Annotated in this window: 13 protein-coding genes and 1 pseudogene; 9 read left to right on the top strand and 5 right to left on the bottom strand. The window is 59.9% G+C overall.

Annotated elements, in window-relative coordinates:
- Positions 1-7 precede the first annotated feature (7 nt).
- Positions 8-772 (top strand): amino acid ABC transporter ATP-binding protein, encoded by a 765-nt coding sequence (locus tag ABOA88_RS10880; protein WP_043207442.1) that lies wholly within the window; start codon positions 8-10, stop codon positions 770-772.
- 103 nt (positions 773-875) lie between these two features.
- Here the strand turns inward: ABOA88_RS10880 and algW are convergent, their stop codons facing one another.
- On the bottom strand, positions 876-2036 hold the full coding sequence (gene algW, locus ABOA88_RS10885; protein WP_043207443.1) for a Do family serine endopeptidase AlgW: 1161 nt from the start codon (positions 2034-2036) through the stop codon (positions 876-878).
- Between the two features lie 308 nt (positions 2037-2344).
- Here algW and ABOA88_RS10890 point away from each other — a divergent pair, with 308 nt between their 5' ends.
- The 3 genes from ABOA88_RS10890 to cysN all read left to right on the top strand — a co-directional run bounded on the left by ABOA88_RS10890 (position 2345) and on the right by cysN (position 6182).
- Entirely contained in the window at positions 2345-3103 is a 759-nt protein-coding gene (locus ABOA88_RS10890) for a Nif3-like dinuclear metal center hexameric protein (RefSeq protein WP_070576226.1), read from the top strand.
- A gap of 244 nt (positions 3104-3347) precedes the next feature.
- The gene (cysD, locus tag ABOA88_RS10895; protein WP_043207446.1) at positions 3348-4265 is read left to right on the top strand and encodes a sulfate adenylyltransferase subunit CysD; all 918 of its coding nucleotides are present in this window, start codon (positions 3348-3350) and stop codon (positions 4263-4265) included.
- A 15-nt stretch (positions 4266-4280) separates the two neighbouring features.
- Positions 4281-6182: a sulfate adenylyltransferase subunit CysN gene (gene cysN / locus ABOA88_RS10900; protein WP_043207448.1), complete on the top strand. Its 1902-nt coding sequence runs from the start codon at positions 4281-4283 to the stop codon at positions 6180-6182.
- 285 nt (positions 6183-6467) lie between these two features.
- Here the strand turns inward: cysN and ABOA88_RS10905 are convergent, their stop codons facing one another.
- Positions 6468-6731, bottom strand: coding sequence for a bacteriocin immunity protein (locus ABOA88_RS10905; protein WP_043207449.1), 264 nt, complete (start codon positions 6729-6731; stop codon positions 6468-6470).
- A complete protein-coding gene (locus ABOA88_RS10910) occupies positions 6728-9076 on the bottom strand; it encodes an S-type pyocin domain-containing protein (protein WP_367851569.1) in 2349 nt (782 codons plus the stop codon). Before ABOA88_RS10910 ends, ABOA88_RS10905 begins: the two co-directional genes overlap by 4 nt.
- A 156-nt stretch (positions 9077-9232) precedes the next feature.
- Between ABOA88_RS10910 and ABOA88_RS10915 the strand changes: the two are divergent.
- Positions 9233-9355, top strand: a pseudogene (locus ABOA88_RS10915) (hypothetical protein); the annotation flags it as partial.
- Between the two features lie 1784 nt (positions 9356-11139).
- Here the strand turns inward: ABOA88_RS10915 and ABOA88_RS10920 are convergent.
- Positions 11140-11619 (bottom strand): Lrp/AsnC family transcriptional regulator, encoded by a 480-nt coding sequence (locus ABOA88_RS10920; RefSeq protein WP_070092321.1) that lies wholly within the window; start codon positions 11617-11619, stop codon positions 11140-11142.
- A 127-nt stretch (positions 11620-11746) separates the two neighbouring features.
- Here ABOA88_RS10920 and ABOA88_RS10925 point away from each other — a divergent pair, with 127 nt between their 5' ends.
- Together ABOA88_RS10925 and mdeB are read left to right on the top strand one after the other, a co-directional pair.
- Positions 11747-12943, top strand: a complete 1197-nt coding sequence (locus ABOA88_RS10925) for a methionine gamma-lyase (protein WP_367851568.1) — start codon at positions 11747-11749, stop codon at positions 12941-12943.
- Between the two features lie 68 nt (positions 12944-13011).
- Positions 13012-15702, top strand: coding sequence for an alpha-ketoglutarate dehydrogenase (gene mdeB, locus ABOA88_RS10930; protein WP_367851567.1), 2691 nt, complete (start codon positions 13012-13014; stop codon positions 15700-15702).
- A 157-nt stretch (positions 15703-15859) separates the two neighbouring features.
- Here the strand turns inward: mdeB and ABOA88_RS10935 are convergent, their stop codons facing one another.
- Entirely contained in the window at positions 15860-16297 is a 438-nt protein-coding gene (locus tag ABOA88_RS10935) for a YhcB family protein (RefSeq protein ID WP_043207459.1), read from the bottom strand.
- A gap of 135 nt (positions 16298-16432) precedes the next feature.
- Between ABOA88_RS10935 and ABOA88_RS10940 the strand changes: the two genes are divergently transcribed.
- Positions 16433-17068 carry an alpha/beta hydrolase gene (locus tag ABOA88_RS10940; RefSeq protein ID WP_196170338.1) on the top strand — a complete coding sequence of 212 codons (636 nt, stop codon included), beginning with the start codon at positions 16433-16435 and terminating at the stop codon, positions 17066-17068.
- 25 nt (positions 17069-17093) lie between these two features.
- Positions 17094-18440, top strand: a complete 1347-nt coding sequence (locus tag ABOA88_RS10945) for a tryptophan--tRNA ligase (protein WP_196170339.1) — start codon at positions 17094-17096, stop codon at positions 18438-18440.
- The last annotated feature ends 89 nt before the right edge of the window (positions 18441-18529 follow it).

Consider the following 18529-nt stretch of genomic DNA (forward strand, 5'->3'; position numbering starts at 1 on the left):
TCTCGAAATGAGTGAAGCGATCAAGCAGCCTGTCGGCCCCGAAGGCATCATCCAGATGCAGGGTGTGAACAAGTGGTACGGGCAGTTCCACGTACTGAAGGACATCAACCTCAATGTGCGTCAGGGCGAGCGCATCGTGCTGTGCGGGCCGTCCGGCTCGGGCAAGTCCACCACCATCCGTTGCCTCAACCGCCTGGAGGAACACCAACAGGGGCGCATCGTCGTCGATGGCGTGGAACTGACCAACGACCTCAAGCAGATCGAAGCGATCCGCCGCGAGGTGGGCATGGTGTTCCAGCACTTCAACCTGTTCCCGCACTTGAGCATTCTGGAAAACTGCACCCTGGCGCCGATGTGGGTGCGCAAGATGCCCCGGCGCAAAGCCGAGGAAATCGCCATGCACTACCTGGAGCGGGTGCGCATCCCCGAGCAGGCGCACAAGTACCCGGGGCAACTGTCCGGTGGCCAGCAACAGCGGGTGGCGATCGCCCGCGCCCTGTGCATGAAGCCCAAGATCATGCTCTTCGACGAGCCGACCTCGGCGCTGGACCCGGAGATGGTCAAGGAAGTGCTCGATACCATGGTGGGACTGGCCGAGGACGGCATGACCATGCTCTGCGTGACCCACGAGATGGGCTTTGCCCGGACCGTGGCGAACCGGGTGATCTTCATGGACAAGGGGGAGATCGTCGAACAGGCCGCGCCGGATGACTTCTTCGACCGGCCGCGCAGTGATCGGACCAAGCTGTTCCTGAGCCAGATCCTGCATTGATGTGACCGGGGCCGCGGCGCGGCCCTTTCGCAGGCTTCGCCGGTTCATCGCTTTGGGAGAGGCGGTGCAAGCCTGCGCCAGGGCTGCAAAGCAGCCCTTTTTGTTACTTTTCTTCCTGGGCGGCGACCGGCGCAGGTGGCGGTCGCAGCCCCACCTCGGCGATCAGTTTGAGCTGTTGCCCGTTGCGCATCACTTCGATGGTGATCTTCTCGTTGGGCTTGATCCGCGCCACTTGGTTCATCGACTTGCGACCGTCGCCGGCAGGTTCGCCGTTGATGCTCATGATCACGTCGCCCAGTTGCAGACCGGCACGCTGGGCCGGGCCATCGCGGAAGATGCCCGCCACGACGATGCCGGGACGCCCCTGCATGCCATAGGACTCGGCCAGTTCCTGGCTCAGCGGCTGCACCTCGATGCCCAGCCAGCCACGGATGACCTGGCCATGCTCGACGATCGATTTCATCACCTCCAGCGCCAGCTTGACCGGGATGGCAAAGCCGATGCCTTGGGAGCCGCCGGACTTGGAGAAGATCGCGGTGTTGATGCCGATCAGGTTGCCGTTGGCGTCCACTAGGGCGCCGCCGGAGTTGCCGGGGTTGATCGCCGCGTCGGTCTGGATGAAGTCTTCGTAGTTGTTCAGGCCCAGCTGGTTGCGGCCGGTGGCGCTGATGATGCCCATGGTCACGGTCTGGCCGACGCCGAAGGGGTTGCCGATGGCCAGGGACACGTCACCGATGTGGATGTTGTCGGAGCGACCGATGGTGATCGCAGGCAGTTTCTTCAGGTCGATCTTCAGCACCGCAAGGTCGGTTTCCGGGTCGCTGCCGATGACCCGGGCCAGGGTCTCGCGACCGTCCTTGAGCGCTACCACTATCTGGTCGGCGCCGCTGGTCACGTGGTTGTTGGTCAGCAAGTAGCCCTCGGGGCTCATGATCACTGCCGAACCCAGGCTGGACTCCCAGCGCCGCTGCTTGGGCAGGTTGTCGCCGAAGAAGCGGCGGAATTGCGGGTCTTCGAACAGCGGATGGGCGCTCTTGTTGACCACCTTGGTGGTGTATAGGTTGGCCACCGCCGGCGCGGCCAGCGTCACGGCGTCGGCATAGGACACCGGGCCTTGCACGATCCGCGAGGTCTGCGGAGCCTGCTGCAGGTTGACGTCCTGGCTGGGCAGGCCGACCCACTGGGGAAAGCGCTGGATGATCAGCAGGGCGACCAGCACACCGGTAAGCAGGGGCCAGCCAAAGTAACGCAGAGCCTTGAGCATCGAATGAATCCTGGGAGTAGGGCAGGGGCCAGTGGCTACGCAGCCGGGGGTGCGAGCGCGCGCGATCATACACGTGAAACAGCCGATCAGGCGACGGTCTTGACCGCGGTGCAGCATTGGCGGGTAAACCCGCTTCCACAGGGTTGGCGCCAGGTCCTGTGGGAGTGGCTTTACCCGCCAATGGCTACACCACGAGCTTGCCCCCGGGCGACTGCCGCCGGTTTCCCCGAAGCCGGCGACGGCCCATAATGGCGGCCATTATACGGGCGTTGTGCCCACCGAACGTGCAGATTTCGAGGAGATTTTCCATGGCCGTCGCCCTGAACACTCTGGTCGAGGAAGCCGAGCGCTACCTGGGTAGCGCGAAGATCCAAGACTACTGCCCTAACGGTCTGCAGGTCGAAGGCCGTCCGCAGGTCAGTCGGATCGTCAGCGGCGTCACTGCCAGCCAGGCATTGCTGGATGCGGCGGTTGAGGCCGAGGCCGATCTGGTGCTGGTGCACCATGGTTACTTCTGGAAAGGCGAGAACCCGTGCATCACCGGCATGAAGCAGCGCCGGATCAAGACCTTGCTCAAGCATGACATCAGTCTGCTCGCCTACCACCTGCCGTTGGACGTACACCCTGAGGTGGGTAACAACGTGCAGTTGGCCCGTCAGCTGGACATCACCGTCGAGGGGCCGCTGGACCCACAGAACCCCAAGGTGGTCGGTCTGGTGGGCTCCCTGGCCGAGCCGATGTCGGCGCGCGATTTTGCCCGTCGGGTGCAGGAGGTGATGGGGCGTGAGCCGCTGGTGATCGAGGGCGAACAACTGGTGCGCCGTGTTGGTTGGTGCACAGGCGGCGGGCAGGGCTACATCGACACCGCCATTGCTGCCGGTGTGGACCTGTTCCTCAGTGGCGAGGCGTCCGAGCAGACCTTCCACAGCGCCCGGGAGAACGGCATCAGCTTTATCGCGGCCGGGCACCATGCCACCGAGCGTTACGGCGTGCAGGCGCTGGGCGACTACCTGGCACGGCGCTTTGCGGTGGAGCACCTGTTCATCGACTGTCCCAATCCGATCTGACCGAGGCCGCTCCCGCAAGAGTCAGCACAAGCCTGGAGATCGAGACAAGACAGTTTCTCCCACGGAAGATCGCCGCCCCCGAGGGGAGCGACCTGGCGGCCCTCGATTCACCCCAAACCCACAGTCATATCGTTAGATTTTTTCGGTCTAGCCCGCCTTCTAAATAGAATCAGGCGCTGTGATACAGTGCCAGCCTCGAACACGGCCCGCAGGCCGTCCATAAGATCGTTTTTCGTGAGTAGCCATGGTCGACAAACTGACGCACTTGAAACAGCTGGAGGCGGAGAGCATCCACATCATCCGCGAGGTGGCCGCCGAGTTCGACAACCCGGTGATGCTGTACTCGATCGGCAAGGACTCCGCCGTGATGCTGCACCTGGCGCGCAAGGCCTTCTTCCCAGGCAAGCTGCCGTTCCCGGTGATGCACGTCGACACCCAGTGGAAATTCCAGGAGATGTACCGCTTCCGCGACAAAATGGTCGAGGAGATGGGCCTGGAGTTAATCACCCACGTCAACCCTGAAGGTGTGGCGCAGGGCATCAACCCGTTCACCCATGGCAGCTCCAAGCACACCGACATCATGAAGACCCAGGGCCTGAAGCAGGCGCTGGACAAGCATGGCTTCGACGCCGCGTTCGGCGGTGCCCGCCGCGACGAGGAGAAGTCCCGCGCCAAGGAGCGTGTGTATTCGTTCCGCGACAGCAAGCACCGCTGGGACCCGAAGAACCAGCGCCCGGAGCTGTGGAACATCTACAACGGCAAGGTCAACAAGGGCGAGTCGATCCGCGTCTTCCCCCTGTCGAACTGGACCGAGCTGGACATCTGGCAGTACATCTACCTCGAAGGTATCCCGATCGTGCCGCTTTACTTCGCTGCCGAGCGTGAAGTCATCGAGAAGAACGGCACCCTGATCATGATCGACGACGAGCGCATCCTCGAGCATCTCACCGATGAAGAGAAAGCGCGCATCGTCAAGAAGAAGGTGCGTTTCCGGACCCTGGGCTGCTACCCGTTGACGGGGGCTGTCGAGTCGGAAGCCGAGACCCTGACGGACATCATTCAGGAAATGCTCCTGACCCGTACGTCCGAACGCCAGGGCCGCGTCATCGACCACGATGGCGCCGGTTCCATGGAAGACAAGAAACGCCAAGGCTACTTCTAATTTCAGGGTTACTCCATGTCGCACCAATCTGATCTGATCAGCGAGGACATCCTCGCCTACCTGGCCCAGCACGAGCGCAAGGAACTGCTGCGCTTTTTGACCTGCGGCAACGTCGACGACGGCAAGAGCACCCTGATCGGGCGCCTGCTGCATGACTCGAAGATGATCTACGAGGACCACCTCGAGGCCATCACCCGTGATTCGAAAAAGGTCGGCACCACCGGCGAGGAAGTGGACCTGGCGCTGCTGGTCGACGGTCTGCAGGCCGAGCGCGAGCAGGGCATCACCATCGATGTCGCCTACCGCTACTTCTCCACCGCCAAGCGCAAGTTCATCATCGCCGACACCCCGGGCCACGAGCAGTACACCCGCAACATGGCCACCGGCGCCTCGACCTGCGACCTGGCGATCATCCTGGTCGATGCGCGCTATGGCGTGCAGACCCAGACCCGTCGCCATAGCTACATCGCCTCGTTGCTGGGCATCAAGCACATCGTCGTCGCGGTCAACAAGATGGACCTGAAGAACTTCGACGAGCAGGTCTTCGAATCGATCAAGGCCGACTACCTGAAGTTCGCCGAGGGCATCAACCTCAAGCCGTCGAGCCTGCATTTCGTGCCGATGTCGGCGCTCAAGGGCGACAACGTGGTCAACCGCAGCGAGCGTTCGCCGTGGTACACCGGCCCTGCGCTGATGGAAATCCTCGAAACCGTGGAAGTGGCGGCCGACCGCAACTTCACCGACCTACGCTTCCCGGTGCAGTACGTCAACCGTCCGAACCTGAACTTCCGCGGCTTTGCCGGCACCATCGCCAGCGGTGTCGTGCACAAGGGTGACGAAGTGGTCGTGCTGCCGTCGGGCAAGAGCAGCCGGGTCAAGTCCATCGTCACCTTCGAAGGTGAGCTGGAAAACGCAGGCCCAGGCCAGGCCGTGACCCTGACCATGGAAGACGAGATCGACATCTCCCGTGGCGACTTGCTGGTGCATGCCGACAACGTTCCGCCGGTCACCGACCAGTTCGACGCCATGCTGGTATGGATGTCCGAGGAGCCGATGCTCCCGGGCAAGAAGTACGACATCAAGCGCGCCACCAGCTATGTGCCGGGCTCGATCGCCAGCATCACCCACAAGGTCGATGTGAACACCCTGGAGCAGGGCGCTGCCAGTGCCCTGCAACTGAACGAGATCGGCCGCGTCAAGGTCAGCCTGGATGCCGCCATCGCCCTGGACGGCTACGACAGCAACCGCACCACCGGCGCGTTCATCGTCATTGATCGCCTGACCAACGGTACCGTCGGCGCCGGCATGATCATCGCCCCGCCAGTCCTGCCGCACGGCAGCACCGGCCATCATGGCAAGCTCGCCCACGTCTCCACCGAAGAGCGTGCCCTGCGCTTTGGCCAGCAGCCAGCCACCGTGCTGTTCAGCGGCCTCTCCGGCGCCGGCAAGAGCACCCTGGCCTATGCCGTGGAGCGCAAGCTGTTCGACATGGGCCGTGCGGTCTATGTGCTTGACGGTCAGAACCTGCGCCACGACCTGAACAAAGGCCTGCCACAGGACCGCGCCGGTCGTACCGAGAACTGGCGTCGCGCCGCCCACGTGGCGCGTCAGTTCAACGAAGCCGGCATGCTGACCCTGGCCGCCTTCGTGGCGCCGGATGCCGAAGGCCGCGAGCAGGCCAAGGCGCTGATCGGCAAGGAGCGTCTGGTCACTGTCTACGTTCAGGCCTCGCCGATCGCCTGCCGCGAACGCGACCCTCAAGGCCTGTACGCAGCTGGCGGCGACAACATCCCGGGCGAAAGCTTCCCGTACGATGTGCCGCTGGACGCGGACCTGGTGATCGATACCCAGACCACCAGCGTTGAAGAGGGCGTCAAGCAGGTGCTGGACGTGCTGCGTCAGCGCGGCGCGATCTGATCCGCTTGCCATAAACAGAAAACCCCGCTTCGGCGGGGTTTTTTGTTTATGGCACCTGACTAGTTGCGCAACAGACGCCGGGTCTGTTTTTCGGTCCTGATCATTTCCAGGTGCCGGTCATAATCGCTGTGTTGCGCGCACGCCGGGCTGTAGGAGGCTATGTCGGAGTTGAAGTGTTGATCTGGGTTGTCTGGCGCTAGGTAGGGGCCGCCGGTGCTACAGGCTGATAGGAGCAGGAGGCCGGTGAGCGCTGACGTTTCATAAGGGGCCTTGACTGGCCCAATTTTATGAAGCTCTGAAGCCGTCTTTGCCATTTGCCAAGCGCCACTCTTTGACAATTCGAACAATTTGCTCTGGCTTTCCTAATTCAGCCGTTTCTGGCCAGAAAATTAGATCAGTCCCCAGCGGGTGTTCGGTAATGTTTTCAAAATGATCCAGTAATGGGTCCAGTATTTCATCAGGGCTGGATCCGTTTGTCTCGAATATTAATTTTAAAAAGTCGAGGAACTCTGATTCAGTATAGTCAGAGATTTTGCTTTTCTCTTTCATGGCTGCTCTCCGTAATGAATTTGTAAGTGAGCTTTTGGGGTGACGACTCGAATATTGTCATGGTCGTAGACCGCACCGCCTGCTGAAACAGGAATGTGATGATGAAGTACAAAAGTAGACTGTGACTTGTGCCGATCAATACTTTGTACTTTTGGAGCTAGCCCTGATGCCATGCGCTTCAGGTTGGCTTCGGAGAACTGGGCGGAAAGTTGATTGTCTTGTGCCACCGCTTTCCAAATATCCTCTCGGAATTCTTTCATGTCTCGCACCGCTTTACCCGATAGCGCCTTTGAAATCTGCGATGGGATAGGCGCTCCTGAGCTACGCGCTTGATCTCCAAGCCAGACGCCGGAGGTGGGCAAGCCTTGCCCATAATGTTCCCCCGGGTCCAGACGAGGATCTTTGAATATCACCAGTATCGGTGGCAAACCCGAATCAGCCGGAAAGGTAACGATCAGCCGTTCTTGATCCAGCAGATCCAACGCAGGATAGCCCTGTTGCTCCGTCTTGACCGGATTCAAGCTGCTGCCGGTGTAGACGACAGTGCCGGGCGGGATGGGTGGCAGGCTGGTGGGGCTCCCATGTTCGCTACCTGGTGCGTTGGCGGGCGTCCAAGTAAGGATGCGCTGCGGGTTGTCCAGTGCCAGGCTGTAAACTTGGCGTTGGCTGTCGAACGTGGCGGCGCGAACAGGAACCGCCCGACCTCCGGGGGTGAGGTACAGATCTAGTTCGGCCCCGCTCCCGCTGCTTGCGATCAGATAAGGCAGGTCGATACTTTCCGATTTCAGAGCCAGGGCTGCTAAGTCTGGTCTGTCAGGTGTAGAAAGGTCTGTGAGAGGGACGCTGACCAGGTAGCGCCGTTCGCTGTTTCCCAATGTCGAAGGCCAAGCCAGAAACAGAGTGCCAACAAGGATGTTACCGACCACTGGCGCTGCAATGCGGGCCAAACCAGTCACGGCCTCCTGTATGGCGTTTTGCAGTGCAATGTAGGCTGTTTGTGGAATCGCGAAGGTGGCTGCACCGATAGGAAGCGCCAGCGGTAAGGAGACCGAAGCGCCTTCCAGCGCGATGAAACTGATCTCTTGGCGTTCAGCTTCAGCCCTCTGCTGAGCTTCTTTTGCTCTGCGTTCAGCCTCGGTTTTTTGGCGCGCGAGCTCTTCGGCTTTGCGCGCTGCGTCCGCTTTTTGCTGAGCCAACTCTTTGGCTTTGCGTTCAGCTTCTGCTTTTTTGCGAGCCGCTTCCTGCGCGTTGGCGGCGGTTCGCTGTTGCTCCACTCGTTTTGCACGGGCATTCAGTCCGGAAAATGCCGTCAGTGTGTCGTTCAGTATCCGAGCAGACTCCTTGTTGAGCAGTGACTTGTGATAGTCGAGCCAACGTGGCCCGACACCTTTGAGCTGTTGATGTTGGATCAGGCTATCAAGTGCTTCCAGCTCAGCGCTTGTCAGAGGGGCCTTAATGTTGGGATTGGCCTTGAGATAAGGGGTTATCGCTTTAGCCCTATTAGCAGCCAACGTCCGTAGTGCTTGTTCATAGTAGGCCAACGTTTGTACCGAGTTTTGTTGGCTTGCCTTCGGAGATGCCCTCAGTAAATCATTTTGTAAGAAGCCAGGGAGGGCCTGGAAATAAAATACTTGTTCGATCCGGATGGCGTCGGCTTTTTCATCGAGGGTTTTTATTGTTAGGGCGTAATCAAGTTGGGCAAGATTTTCAGTGGTTTCCAACGCTTTCGCTGCGGCATGAAGGTGCGGGTGGATGGCTTCGAATATTCGGTCAATTATTTTTCGCTCATGGGCGGATTGTAAAGAGGTTTCGTATCCCAAGAATGCCGCATCTAGTTTGTTTTTCTTCAGGAGCTTCGTGCCTTTGGAAATAAAATAGATTGGGGGTTTGTAGAAGATGTTGCTACCCCAGAATGAAAGCTCTCTTTCAAGGTGGGTGGTGTATTCGCTTCGTTTGCTGTGGATGAGTTCAAACAACCCACGCTGTTCGGCTTTGGCTTTAATGTAAGAAGTGGCGCCTTTTGAAATATGGCGAATTTTTGCTTCGTTGATTTCGATCTCTATTGTTTTGGAAAGCGCTTTGTAGCGAGGCGCCATTTTTTTATCGATATCAGCATTGATGCCTTTTAGTTCGTCAAATAATATAGTGTTCCAGCCAGGTATGATGTCATGACGCGGGCGTTGAGACCCTTGCCCCTCTCCCCTACGTGGGCCTTCGTTCAGTCCCCAGCCACCCGAGCCGCTTCCACCGCCACCTATGCCACCTGTAAATGGCTTGTCGCGATAAGCATTGATATAGAGGCCTTCATCTAGATAATAAGTGCTTCCGATTTTTTGTGGGGCCATGAGCCTCTCCAAGTTGAACGGTCATGGAGATTATTGAGAATTGGCTGAGAGGATTCTGTCGGGTATATAGCAGGGCTGTGAACGAAGGCGCGGTAAGCGCCGTAGGAGCACGTTGTAGGATTCATATGTACCTTCTAACTATGGAACTACACCCTGGGGAAAAATTTTCCATACGATGTGCCGCTGGACGCGGACCTGGTGATCGATACCCAGACCACCAGCGTTGAAGAGGGTGTCAAGCAGGTGCTGGATGTGCTGCGTCAGCGCGGCGCGATCTGATCCGCTTGCCATAAACAGAAAACCCCGCTTCGGCGGGGTTTTTTGTTTATGGCACCTGACTAGTTGCGTAACAGGCGCCGGGTCTGTTTTTCGGTCCTGATCATTTCCAGGTGCCGGTCATAATCGCTGCGTCGCGCGCACGCTGGGCTGTAGGAGGCCATGTCGCAGTTGAAGTGTTGGTCTGGGTTGTCTGGCCCGAGGTAGGGGCCGCCGGCGCTACAGGCTGATAGGAGCAGGAGGCCGGTGAGAAGTGATTGTTTCAAGAGGCCTAGTGCTGGGGTTGCTTGATCCATCGAAAGTACTCCTGATAGTCCATTTGCCGTTCGTGGCCATGCCGGAAAGGATCCATGTCGCATTTGAAATGAACCGCTTATCGGTCGGGGAAGAATATAGGCATTTGTTATTGCGTCCTGCTAGAAAGATTACTGATAGAACGGTCAGCTCTTTAATGGTTGAGTAGGGTAAGCCGCTCATTGATTATTCTTTTGTGGGGGTGACGTGTTTTGGATTTCTAAGTCTGACAAGTAAGCCTGGTAAAATCTGGATTGTATGTTGTGCGACACCTCGGCTGCGGCTGTAGGGAGAGTCTGATGACTATAGGGGGAGGGTTTCCGGTTCGCTTAGGCTTTGCACGACTTGTAATTATTGTGGGGCTAGTTTTGGTAGGCCGGCTTTACCAAGCCCTTTCAGCTCAATAATTAAAGGTGGTGTAATGGGGAAGTATTCAAAAGTGAAGGTTGCACGATTCAGCGGGTCTGGAGGTACCGTCCTTCCTCCCAACCAATCTATGCATGCGGGCGATTTCATAAAATCTCCTAATGGGCGCTATGCGCTGCGTCTTCGCCCTGATGGAAACTTAGTGCTTGAAGATCGTGGCGCTGTAATCTGGGTGGCTAACGAGAAACAACCGCACAGCGAAACTTTCAAGTTGAGAAAGCGGGAAACACTTCACTTCATTATCCAGAATTCTGGCTTTCTCTATGATCCATCCCGTGGTCGGGTATGGTCCGCTCAAGCTACAGAGACTCGAGACAAGTCCTATTGGCGTCATAATCACCTAGGGGTAACCGATACAGGTAATCTGGAAATTTATGATGGAAGGAATGGAGAGATTAGATGGGCGCGCTCAGGATTTTTGCCAGGCCGCCTTCGGCGTAGGGAAAAGATATGGCCGCACTCTGACCTGCCTGAGCTTCCTCCGCTATTCCAAGTAAAGCATGATTATCCCTAGCTTTAGGGGTGGCCGAATATAAGTAGCTCCAAGTTTAATCTCCTGGGTCTGGTGACATGGCTTGGAGCTGTCGGCTGACTGTGGGTAAGAATGTATAATGGACTTAGCGTTGCGGCTTTTGAATCAGTTTGTAATGCTCTTGATAATCTATTCTTCTTTCGCAACCTTGCCGATAGGGGTCCATGTCACATTTGAATTTTATGTCCTGTCTATCAGGTATCCACATCCAGTCGTTGCCGCACCCGGAAAGAAAAAACATGATCATAAGGTTGAGTCGTTTCATGGTGTGCTCGCGCATCTAGGGGGACATTATTTTTCACCATGAACCCTGTTGCGGGATACTTCGCTTTTTCACAGGTTCAAGTAGGAAGCTCCCCTCGTTAGTGGGGGACGGGTCTTACATGGAGCGTTGCGCTCTATGGATTTCAGCGATCATTAGGAGGGCGGGTACGTGCTTTCATGGGGTGTAGATGAATCGACCGGATGAAAACAAGCGCAAGTTGGTTTTTGTGGTGTCGGGTGGAGTCGCTGGGTATGAAGGTTGTCAGCTGTTTCATATGTGTTTTTCCGACACCGGAATCACTCGGCGTTCCTTCACCGCCTTGTACGAAAAGCTCGAATAGATCTCTTTAACGCCCGGCAAACGCTGCAACACCTCCCGGGTAAATTCCCCGAAGGATTCCAGGTCCCGCGCGAGGATCTCCAGCAAGAAATCGTAGCGTCCGGAAATGTTGTGGCAGGCGACGATCTCGGGAATCTCCAGCAGCTTCCTTTCGAAGGCCAGGGCCATTTCCTTGGTGTGCGAGTCCATCATGATGCTCACGAAGGCGGTCACGCCGAAGCCCAGCGACTTGGGCGAGAGGATGGCTTGATAGCCGGTGATGTAGCCGTTGTCCTCCAGCAGCTTGACGCGCCGCCAGCAGGGCGAGGTGGTCAGGGAAACCTGGTCGGCGAGCTCGGCGACGGTGAGGCGGGCGTTGTCCTGCAAGGCCGCGAGCAGGGCGCGGTCGGTGCGGTCGAGGGTCGAAGGCATGATTTGCCCTCCTGGTGTGCTGTTTGTTGTTTTTATGCCAAAAGATATGCGAATGCGTGGGCGATTTTGGAAAATTACCCGCGACCCGGTGGCATAAGCTTATAACAAACCATCAGAGGCTGTTGCCATGCGCGACTCCAATAACAACACCGGTTTTTCCACACGGGCCATCCATCATGGCTATGACCCGCTTTCCCACGGCGGCGCGCTGGTGCCGCCGGTGTATCAGACCGCCACCTATGCCTTCCCGACTGTCGAGTACGGCGCCGCCTGTTTTGCAGGTGAGGAGAGTGGGCATTTCTACAGCCGCATTTCCAACCCGACCCTGGCCTTGCTCGAACAACGCATGGCATCGCTCGAAGGTGGCGAAGCAGGACTGGCGTTGGCTTCGGGCATGGGCGCCATCACCTCGACGCTATGGACGCTGCTACGACCGGGCGATGAACTGATCGTCGGGCGTACCCTGTATGGCTGCACCTTCGCCTACCTGCACCATGGTATCGGCGAGTTCGGGGTCAAGATCCTGCACGTTGACCTCAACGACGAAAAAGCGCTGAAGGCGGCCATCACGCCAAAAACCCGGATGATCTACTTCGAAAGCCCGGCCAACCCGAACATGCATCTGGTCGATATCGCGGCCGTCGCGCAGGCGGTGCGCGGTCGCGACATCCACATCGTGGTGGACAATACTTATTGCACACCCTACCTGCAGCGCCCGCTGGAGCTGGGGGCCGACTTGGTGGTGCACTCGGCCACCAAGTACCTGAGTGGTCATGGCGATATCACCGCGGGTTTGGTGGTCGGGCGCAAGGCGTTGATCGACCGGATCCGCCTGGAAGGCCTCAAGGACATGACCGGGGCGGTGCTCTCGCCTCACGACGCCTCGCTGCTGATGCGCGGTATGAAGACCCTGGCCCTGCGCATGGAGCGCCACTGCAGCAACGCCCAGCAGTTGGCCGAGTACCTGGCGCGCCAGCCCCAGGTGGAGTTGATTCACTATCCGGGCCTGCCGGGCTTTGCCCAGCATGCGCTGGCCCAGCGGCAGATGCGCCTGCCGGGCGGGATGATCGCGTTCGAGCTCAAGGGCGGGATCGAGGCGGGGCGGCGGTTCATGAATGCCCTGCAGTTGTTCAGTCGGGCGGTGAGCTTGGGCGATGCCGAGTCGCTGGCCCAACATCCGGCGAGCATGACCCATTCGAGCTATACGCCGCAGGAGCGTGCTCACCATGGCATCTCTGAAGGCCTGGTGCGGCTGTCGGTGGGGTTGGAAGACATCGATGACCTGATGGCCGATATCGCCCAGGCATTGAAGGCCTGCGCCTGAAACCGCGCTAAGCGCTGTGTGAGCGGGTTTACCCGCGAATCGTGTCCGGAAACCGAAGGATAAGCCCGATGGTGGCGATGATGAATCCGAACGAGCCATTGACGGCCCAGGATACCGACCTGGACAGCGACCCGGCTGAAACCCGTGAATGGTGCGAAGCGCTCGAGTCTACCCTGGCCCATTGCGGCCCGGCGCGGGCGCGCTATCTGGTGCAGCGCTTGCAAAGCCATGCCCTGGAATTGGGTCTGGCGCGCGATACCTTGCCGTTCTCTGCCTACCGCAACACTTTGTCGGTAGAGCAGCAAGGCGCCTATCCGGGTGACCTGGAAATGGACGAGCGCATCACTGGCATCCTGCGTTGGAACGCCCTGGCCATGGTGGTGCGGGCCAATCATGCCTATGGCGATCTGGGTGGGCATATCGCCAGTTATGCCTCGGCGGCGGAGATCTTCGAGGTGGGCTTCCAGCACTTTTTCCGGGGCGAGAGCGGTGGCGAACGACGCACGGCAGACCTGGTGTTCTTCCAGCCACATTCCGCCCCGGGTATCTATGCCCGGGCATTTCTCGAAGGGCGTTTGAGCGAGGCGCAACTGGCCAGCTATCGCCAGGAAGTCGCCGGCAATGGCCTGTGCTCTTATCCACATCCTTGGCTGATGCCCGACTTCTGGCAGTTTCCGACCGGATCCATGGGGATCGGCCCGCTCAACGCCATCTACCAGGCGCGTTTCATGCGCTATCTGCAGCATCGGGGTTTGCTCGAGACTGAGTCACGGCATGTCTGGGGCGTGTTCGGTGATGGCGAAATGGACGAGCCGGAGTCCACCGCCGGCCTGACCCTGGCGGCGCGCGAAGGCTTGGACAACCTGACGTTCATCGTCAACTGCAACCTGCAGCGCCTGGATGGCCCGGTGCGCGGCAATGGGCAGATCATCCAGGAACTGGAGGCGCTGTTCAGCGGCGCCGGTTGGAACGTGATCAAGGTGCTCTGGGGCTCGGAGTGGGATGCTCTGTTCGCCCGCGACCACGAACATGTGTTGCTGCGTCAGCTGGCAGCGACGCCCGATGGCCAGTTCCAGACCCTTGGCGCCAACGACGGCACCTACAACCTGGAGCATTTCTTCAACCAGCACCCAGCACTGCAACAGCTGGTGGCACACATGAGCTCCGACGAGATCAACGCCCTCAAGCGTGGCGGTCATGATTTTCGCAAGCTATACGCCGCCTATGCCGCGGCCAAGGCATGCAAGGGCCGGCCGACGGTGATCCTGGCCAAGACCAAGAAGGGCTATGGCATGAGCAGCGCCGGCGAGTCGCGGATGACTGCGCACCAGGCCAAGAAGCTCGATGTGCAGGCGCTGCTGGCATTTCGGGATCGCTTCCATCTGCCCCTGTCGGACGAAGCCGTGGAGCAACTGCGCTTCTACCGGCCTGACGAGGACAGCCCGGAGATGCGTTACCTGCGCAAGCAGCGGGCTGCGTTGGGCGGGCCGTTGCCGATGCGGCGCAGCGACTGTCCTCGCCTGCCGTTGCCGGATCTTGAAACCTTCGGTGGTTTTGCCCTGCACGCTGCGGGCAAGGAAATGTCCACCACCATGGCCGCCGTGCGCCTGCTTGGCCATTGGTTGAAGGCGCCGGAGCTGGGCCCGCGGGTGGTACCGATCGTCGCCGATGAGGCGCGTACATTCGGTATGGCCAGTTTGTTCAGACAGATCGGTATCTATTCGTCCTGCGGGCAGCGTTACGAGCCTGAGGATGCCGGGTCTTTGCTCACCTACAAAGAGGCGCGTGACGGCCAGTTGCTCGAAGAGGGCATCACCGAGGCGGGGGCGATTTCTTCTTGGGTGGCGGCGGCCACGTCCTACGCGGTGCACGGCGAGCCTATGTTGCCGGTGTACATCTATTACTCGATGTTCGGGTTCCAGCGGGTCGGCGACCTGATCTGGGCCGCCGCCGACCAGCGCGCCCGTGGCCTGTTGCTGGGGGCCACGGCCGGGCGCACCACCTTGGGTGGCGAAGGATTGCAGCACCAGGACGGCTCCAGCCTGGTGATGGCGGCCTTGGTGCCCAACTGCCGGGCCTGGGACCCATGCTTTGCCGGCGAGCTGGCAGTGATTCTCGATCATGCGGCCCGGCGCATGCTGGTGGAGCAGTGCGACGAATTCCACTACGTGGCGGTGATGAACGAAAACTATCCACAGCCCTCGTTGCCCGAGGCGGTGCGCGGCGATGTGCTGCGCGGCATGTACCGTTTCGCCAGGCAGCAGGCCCTGCAGCCACGTGCCAAGGTGCGTCTGCTGGGCTCGGGTGCGATTCTGCGCGAGGTGATTGCCGCCAGTGAGCTGCTCGCCACCGAATGGCAGGTGGACAGCGATGTCTTCAGTGTCACCAGTTTCAGCGAACTGGCACGCGAGGCACGGGAAGCGCAGCGAGCGGCGACCCAAGGGCGAGGCGGGGTCAGCTACGTGAGCCTGTGCCTGGCGGGTGATGACCCGGTGGTTGCCGCCACAGACTATGCCCGTGCCTGGCCGCAGTTGATCGCCGAATACGTACAGGCACCTTACATGACCTTGGGCACCGATGGCTTCGGGCGCAGCGATACACGTCAGCAGCTGCGGCGGTTCTTCGAGGTGGATCGGTACAGTGTGGTGATGGCGGCGCTGTACAGCCTGGTCAGGCAGGGGCGGTTGGGCGAGCAGGTGTTGGAGCAGGCGAGGGATCGGTACGAAGCCGCCGGTGGTGTGGCCCCTTGGTGTCGATGAGCGGCAGCCTGGCAAGGGCTTGTGGTTGAAGGCAAGCCCATTTCATCCTCGGGCTGCTTTGCAGCTCATCGCAGGCTTCGCCAGCTCCTACGGGCTTTGCTAGGACGTTGCTTACAAGCACCCACAAAAAAGGCCTCTTGCGAGGCCTTTTTCATGTTCAGCGCTTGAGGCCGTAGCTCTCATCGAGCATGCCCGGCGAGTTCGGCGCCTTGGGCGCGTAGTCGCGAGGCACTTCGGCGGTGTCCTTCGGCGGAGTCAGGCGATCACGCGGGCCCTGGGCCGCTTCGGAGTGCAGGGCGGCCAGCAGGCGCTGGCGGGTCACGTCGTCGAGGGCCAGACGGTTGGCGCCGTCGGCCAAGTGATCCTGGACGTCCTGGTAGCTCTGGGTCAGTTTCTTGACCAGCGCTGCTGTGCTGTTGAAGTGGGTGACCACTTCGTTCTGGTAGCTATCGAAGCGCTGCTGGATGTCATCCAACTGACGCTGGGTGCTGCTGGGCGCTGCGTTGGGCAGCAGACGGGCGACGACGAAGCCCACCACCACGCCGACGACGAGGGCCAGGGTCGGCAACAACCAAACAAGGAGCGAGAGTTCCACGAGTCCTTCCTCTATAAACGGCTTTGCTTTACGTTAACGGCTCAGACCTGCGCTGTATACCGCGAGCGATCGCAAATCAGAACAGAATTCTTCAGCTAGACGAGTCGACCTTCACCGAGGTCACGGAGTAGTGCCTTGCTTATCCGCGAAACCCCCTTGTTCATTGATGGCCCAAGCGGCCAGCTGGAAGCCTTGTACCTGGATGTGGCCGACGCCCGCGGTGCGGTGCTGATCTGCCATCCCAACCCGGTCCAGGGTGGCACCATGCTCAACAAGGTGGTCTCGACCCTGCAGCGCACCGCCCGTGATGCAGGCTACATCACCTTGCGTTTCAACTACCGCGGCGTTGGGCAGAGTGCGGGCAGTCATGACATGGGGGCCGGCGAAGTCGACGATGCCGAGGCGGCCGCGGCCTGGCTGCGGGCCAAGCACCCTGAGCTGCCGCTGGTGCTGATGGGCTTCTCCTTCGGCGGATTTGTCGCGGCCAGCCTGGCCGGACGTCTGGAAGCCGACGATGTGGCGTTGCAGCATCTGTTCATGATCGCCCCGGCGGTGATGCGCTTGAGCGAGCAGTTCCCGCTGGCCCAGCGTTGCCCGCTGACCGTGGTGCAGCCGGACACCGATGAAGTCGTCGATCCTCAGCTGGTCTACGACTGGTCCGACAACCTGCAGCGCCCCCATGAGCTGCTGAAAGTGGCAGAATGCGGACACTTTTTCCATGGCAAGCTGACCGATCTGAAGGATCTGGTGCTGCCGCGTCTTTCGAACTGAGCCAAGCCTGATCAAGCGAACACCCATGACTACGCGTATTCTCACCGGTATCACCACCACCGGCACCCCGCACCTGGGCAACTACGCCGGTGCCATCCGCCCAGCGATCGTCGCCAGCCAACAGCCCGGTGCCGATTCGTTCTATTTCCTGGCCGACTACCACGCCCTGATCAAATGTGACGATCCGCTGCGCATCCAGCGTTCGCGTCTGGAAATCGCCGCCACCTGGCTGGCCGGTGGCCTGGACCCGGACAAGGTCACCTTCTATCGCCAGTCCGACATCCCAGAGATTCCCGAGCTGACCTGGCTGTTGACCTGCGTCGCCGCCAAGGGCCTGCTCAACCGCGCCCATGCCTACAAGGCCTCGGTGGACAAGAACGTCGAAGCCGGCGAAGACCCGGATGCCGGCGTGACCATGGGCCTGTTCAGCTACCCCGTGCTGATGGCCGCGGACATCCTGATGTTCAACGCCCACAAGGTGCCGGTCGGTCGTGACCAGATCCAGCACGTGGAGATGGCCCGAGACATCGGCCAGCGCTTCAACCACCTGTTCGGCCAGGGCAAGGACTTCTTCACCCTGCCGGAGGCGGTGATCGAGGAAACCGTGGCGACGCTGCCGGGCCTGGACGGTCGCAAGATGTCCAAGAGCTACGACAACACCATCCCGCTGTTCACCAGCGCCAAGGACATGAAGGACGCGATTTCGCGCATCGTCACCGACTCGCGCGCGCCGGGCGAGCCGAAGGATGCGGACAACTCGCACCTGTTCACCCTGTTCCAGGCCTTTGCCACCCCCGCGCAGGCGGCCGAATTCCGCGAAGAACTGCTGCAGGGCATCGGTTGGGGGGAGGCCAAGCAGCGCCTGTTCCAACTGCTCGACGGCCAGTTGGCCGAAAAGCGCGAACACTATCATCAGTTGATCTCGCGCCCCTCTGATCTGGAAGACATTCTCCTGGCCGGTGCGGCCAAGGCCCGCAAGATCGCCACGCCGTTCCTCGAGCAACTGCGCGAGGCGGTGGGACTGCGTTCGTTCCGCACCAGCGTCCAGGCCAGCACCGAAGTGAAGAAGAAAGCCGCCAAGACTGCGCGCTTTGTCAGCTTCCGCGACGACGATGGCAGCTTCCGCTTCCGTCTGCTGGCCGCCGATGGCGAACAACTGTTGCTTTCGCGCAGCTTCACTGACGGCAAGAGCGCGGGTGCTGTGAGCAAGCAGTTGCAGCAGGGCGGTGAGACCGATGTACGCGTCGACGGCCTGGGCTTCTCGCTCTGGCTGAACGGTGAGCAGGTGGCCGACGGGCCGCAGTTCCAGACCAGCGAGGCCCGTGATGCGGCCATCGAGAGTCTGCGCGTGGCATTGCAGCCTCAAGACTGAGCCCTAGGGCACCGGCTGTTCGTCGGTGTTCGCGGATGAATTCGTTCCCACAGTACAGCGGTGTCAATGAGGGCACTGCTGAACCTGTA

The organism is Pseudomonas sp. PKS (assembly GCF_051913525.1).
In the GTDB taxonomy this organism is placed as follows: domain Bacteria; phylum Pseudomonadota; class Gammaproteobacteria; order Pseudomonadales; family Pseudomonadaceae; genus Aquipseudomonas; species Aquipseudomonas guariconensis_D.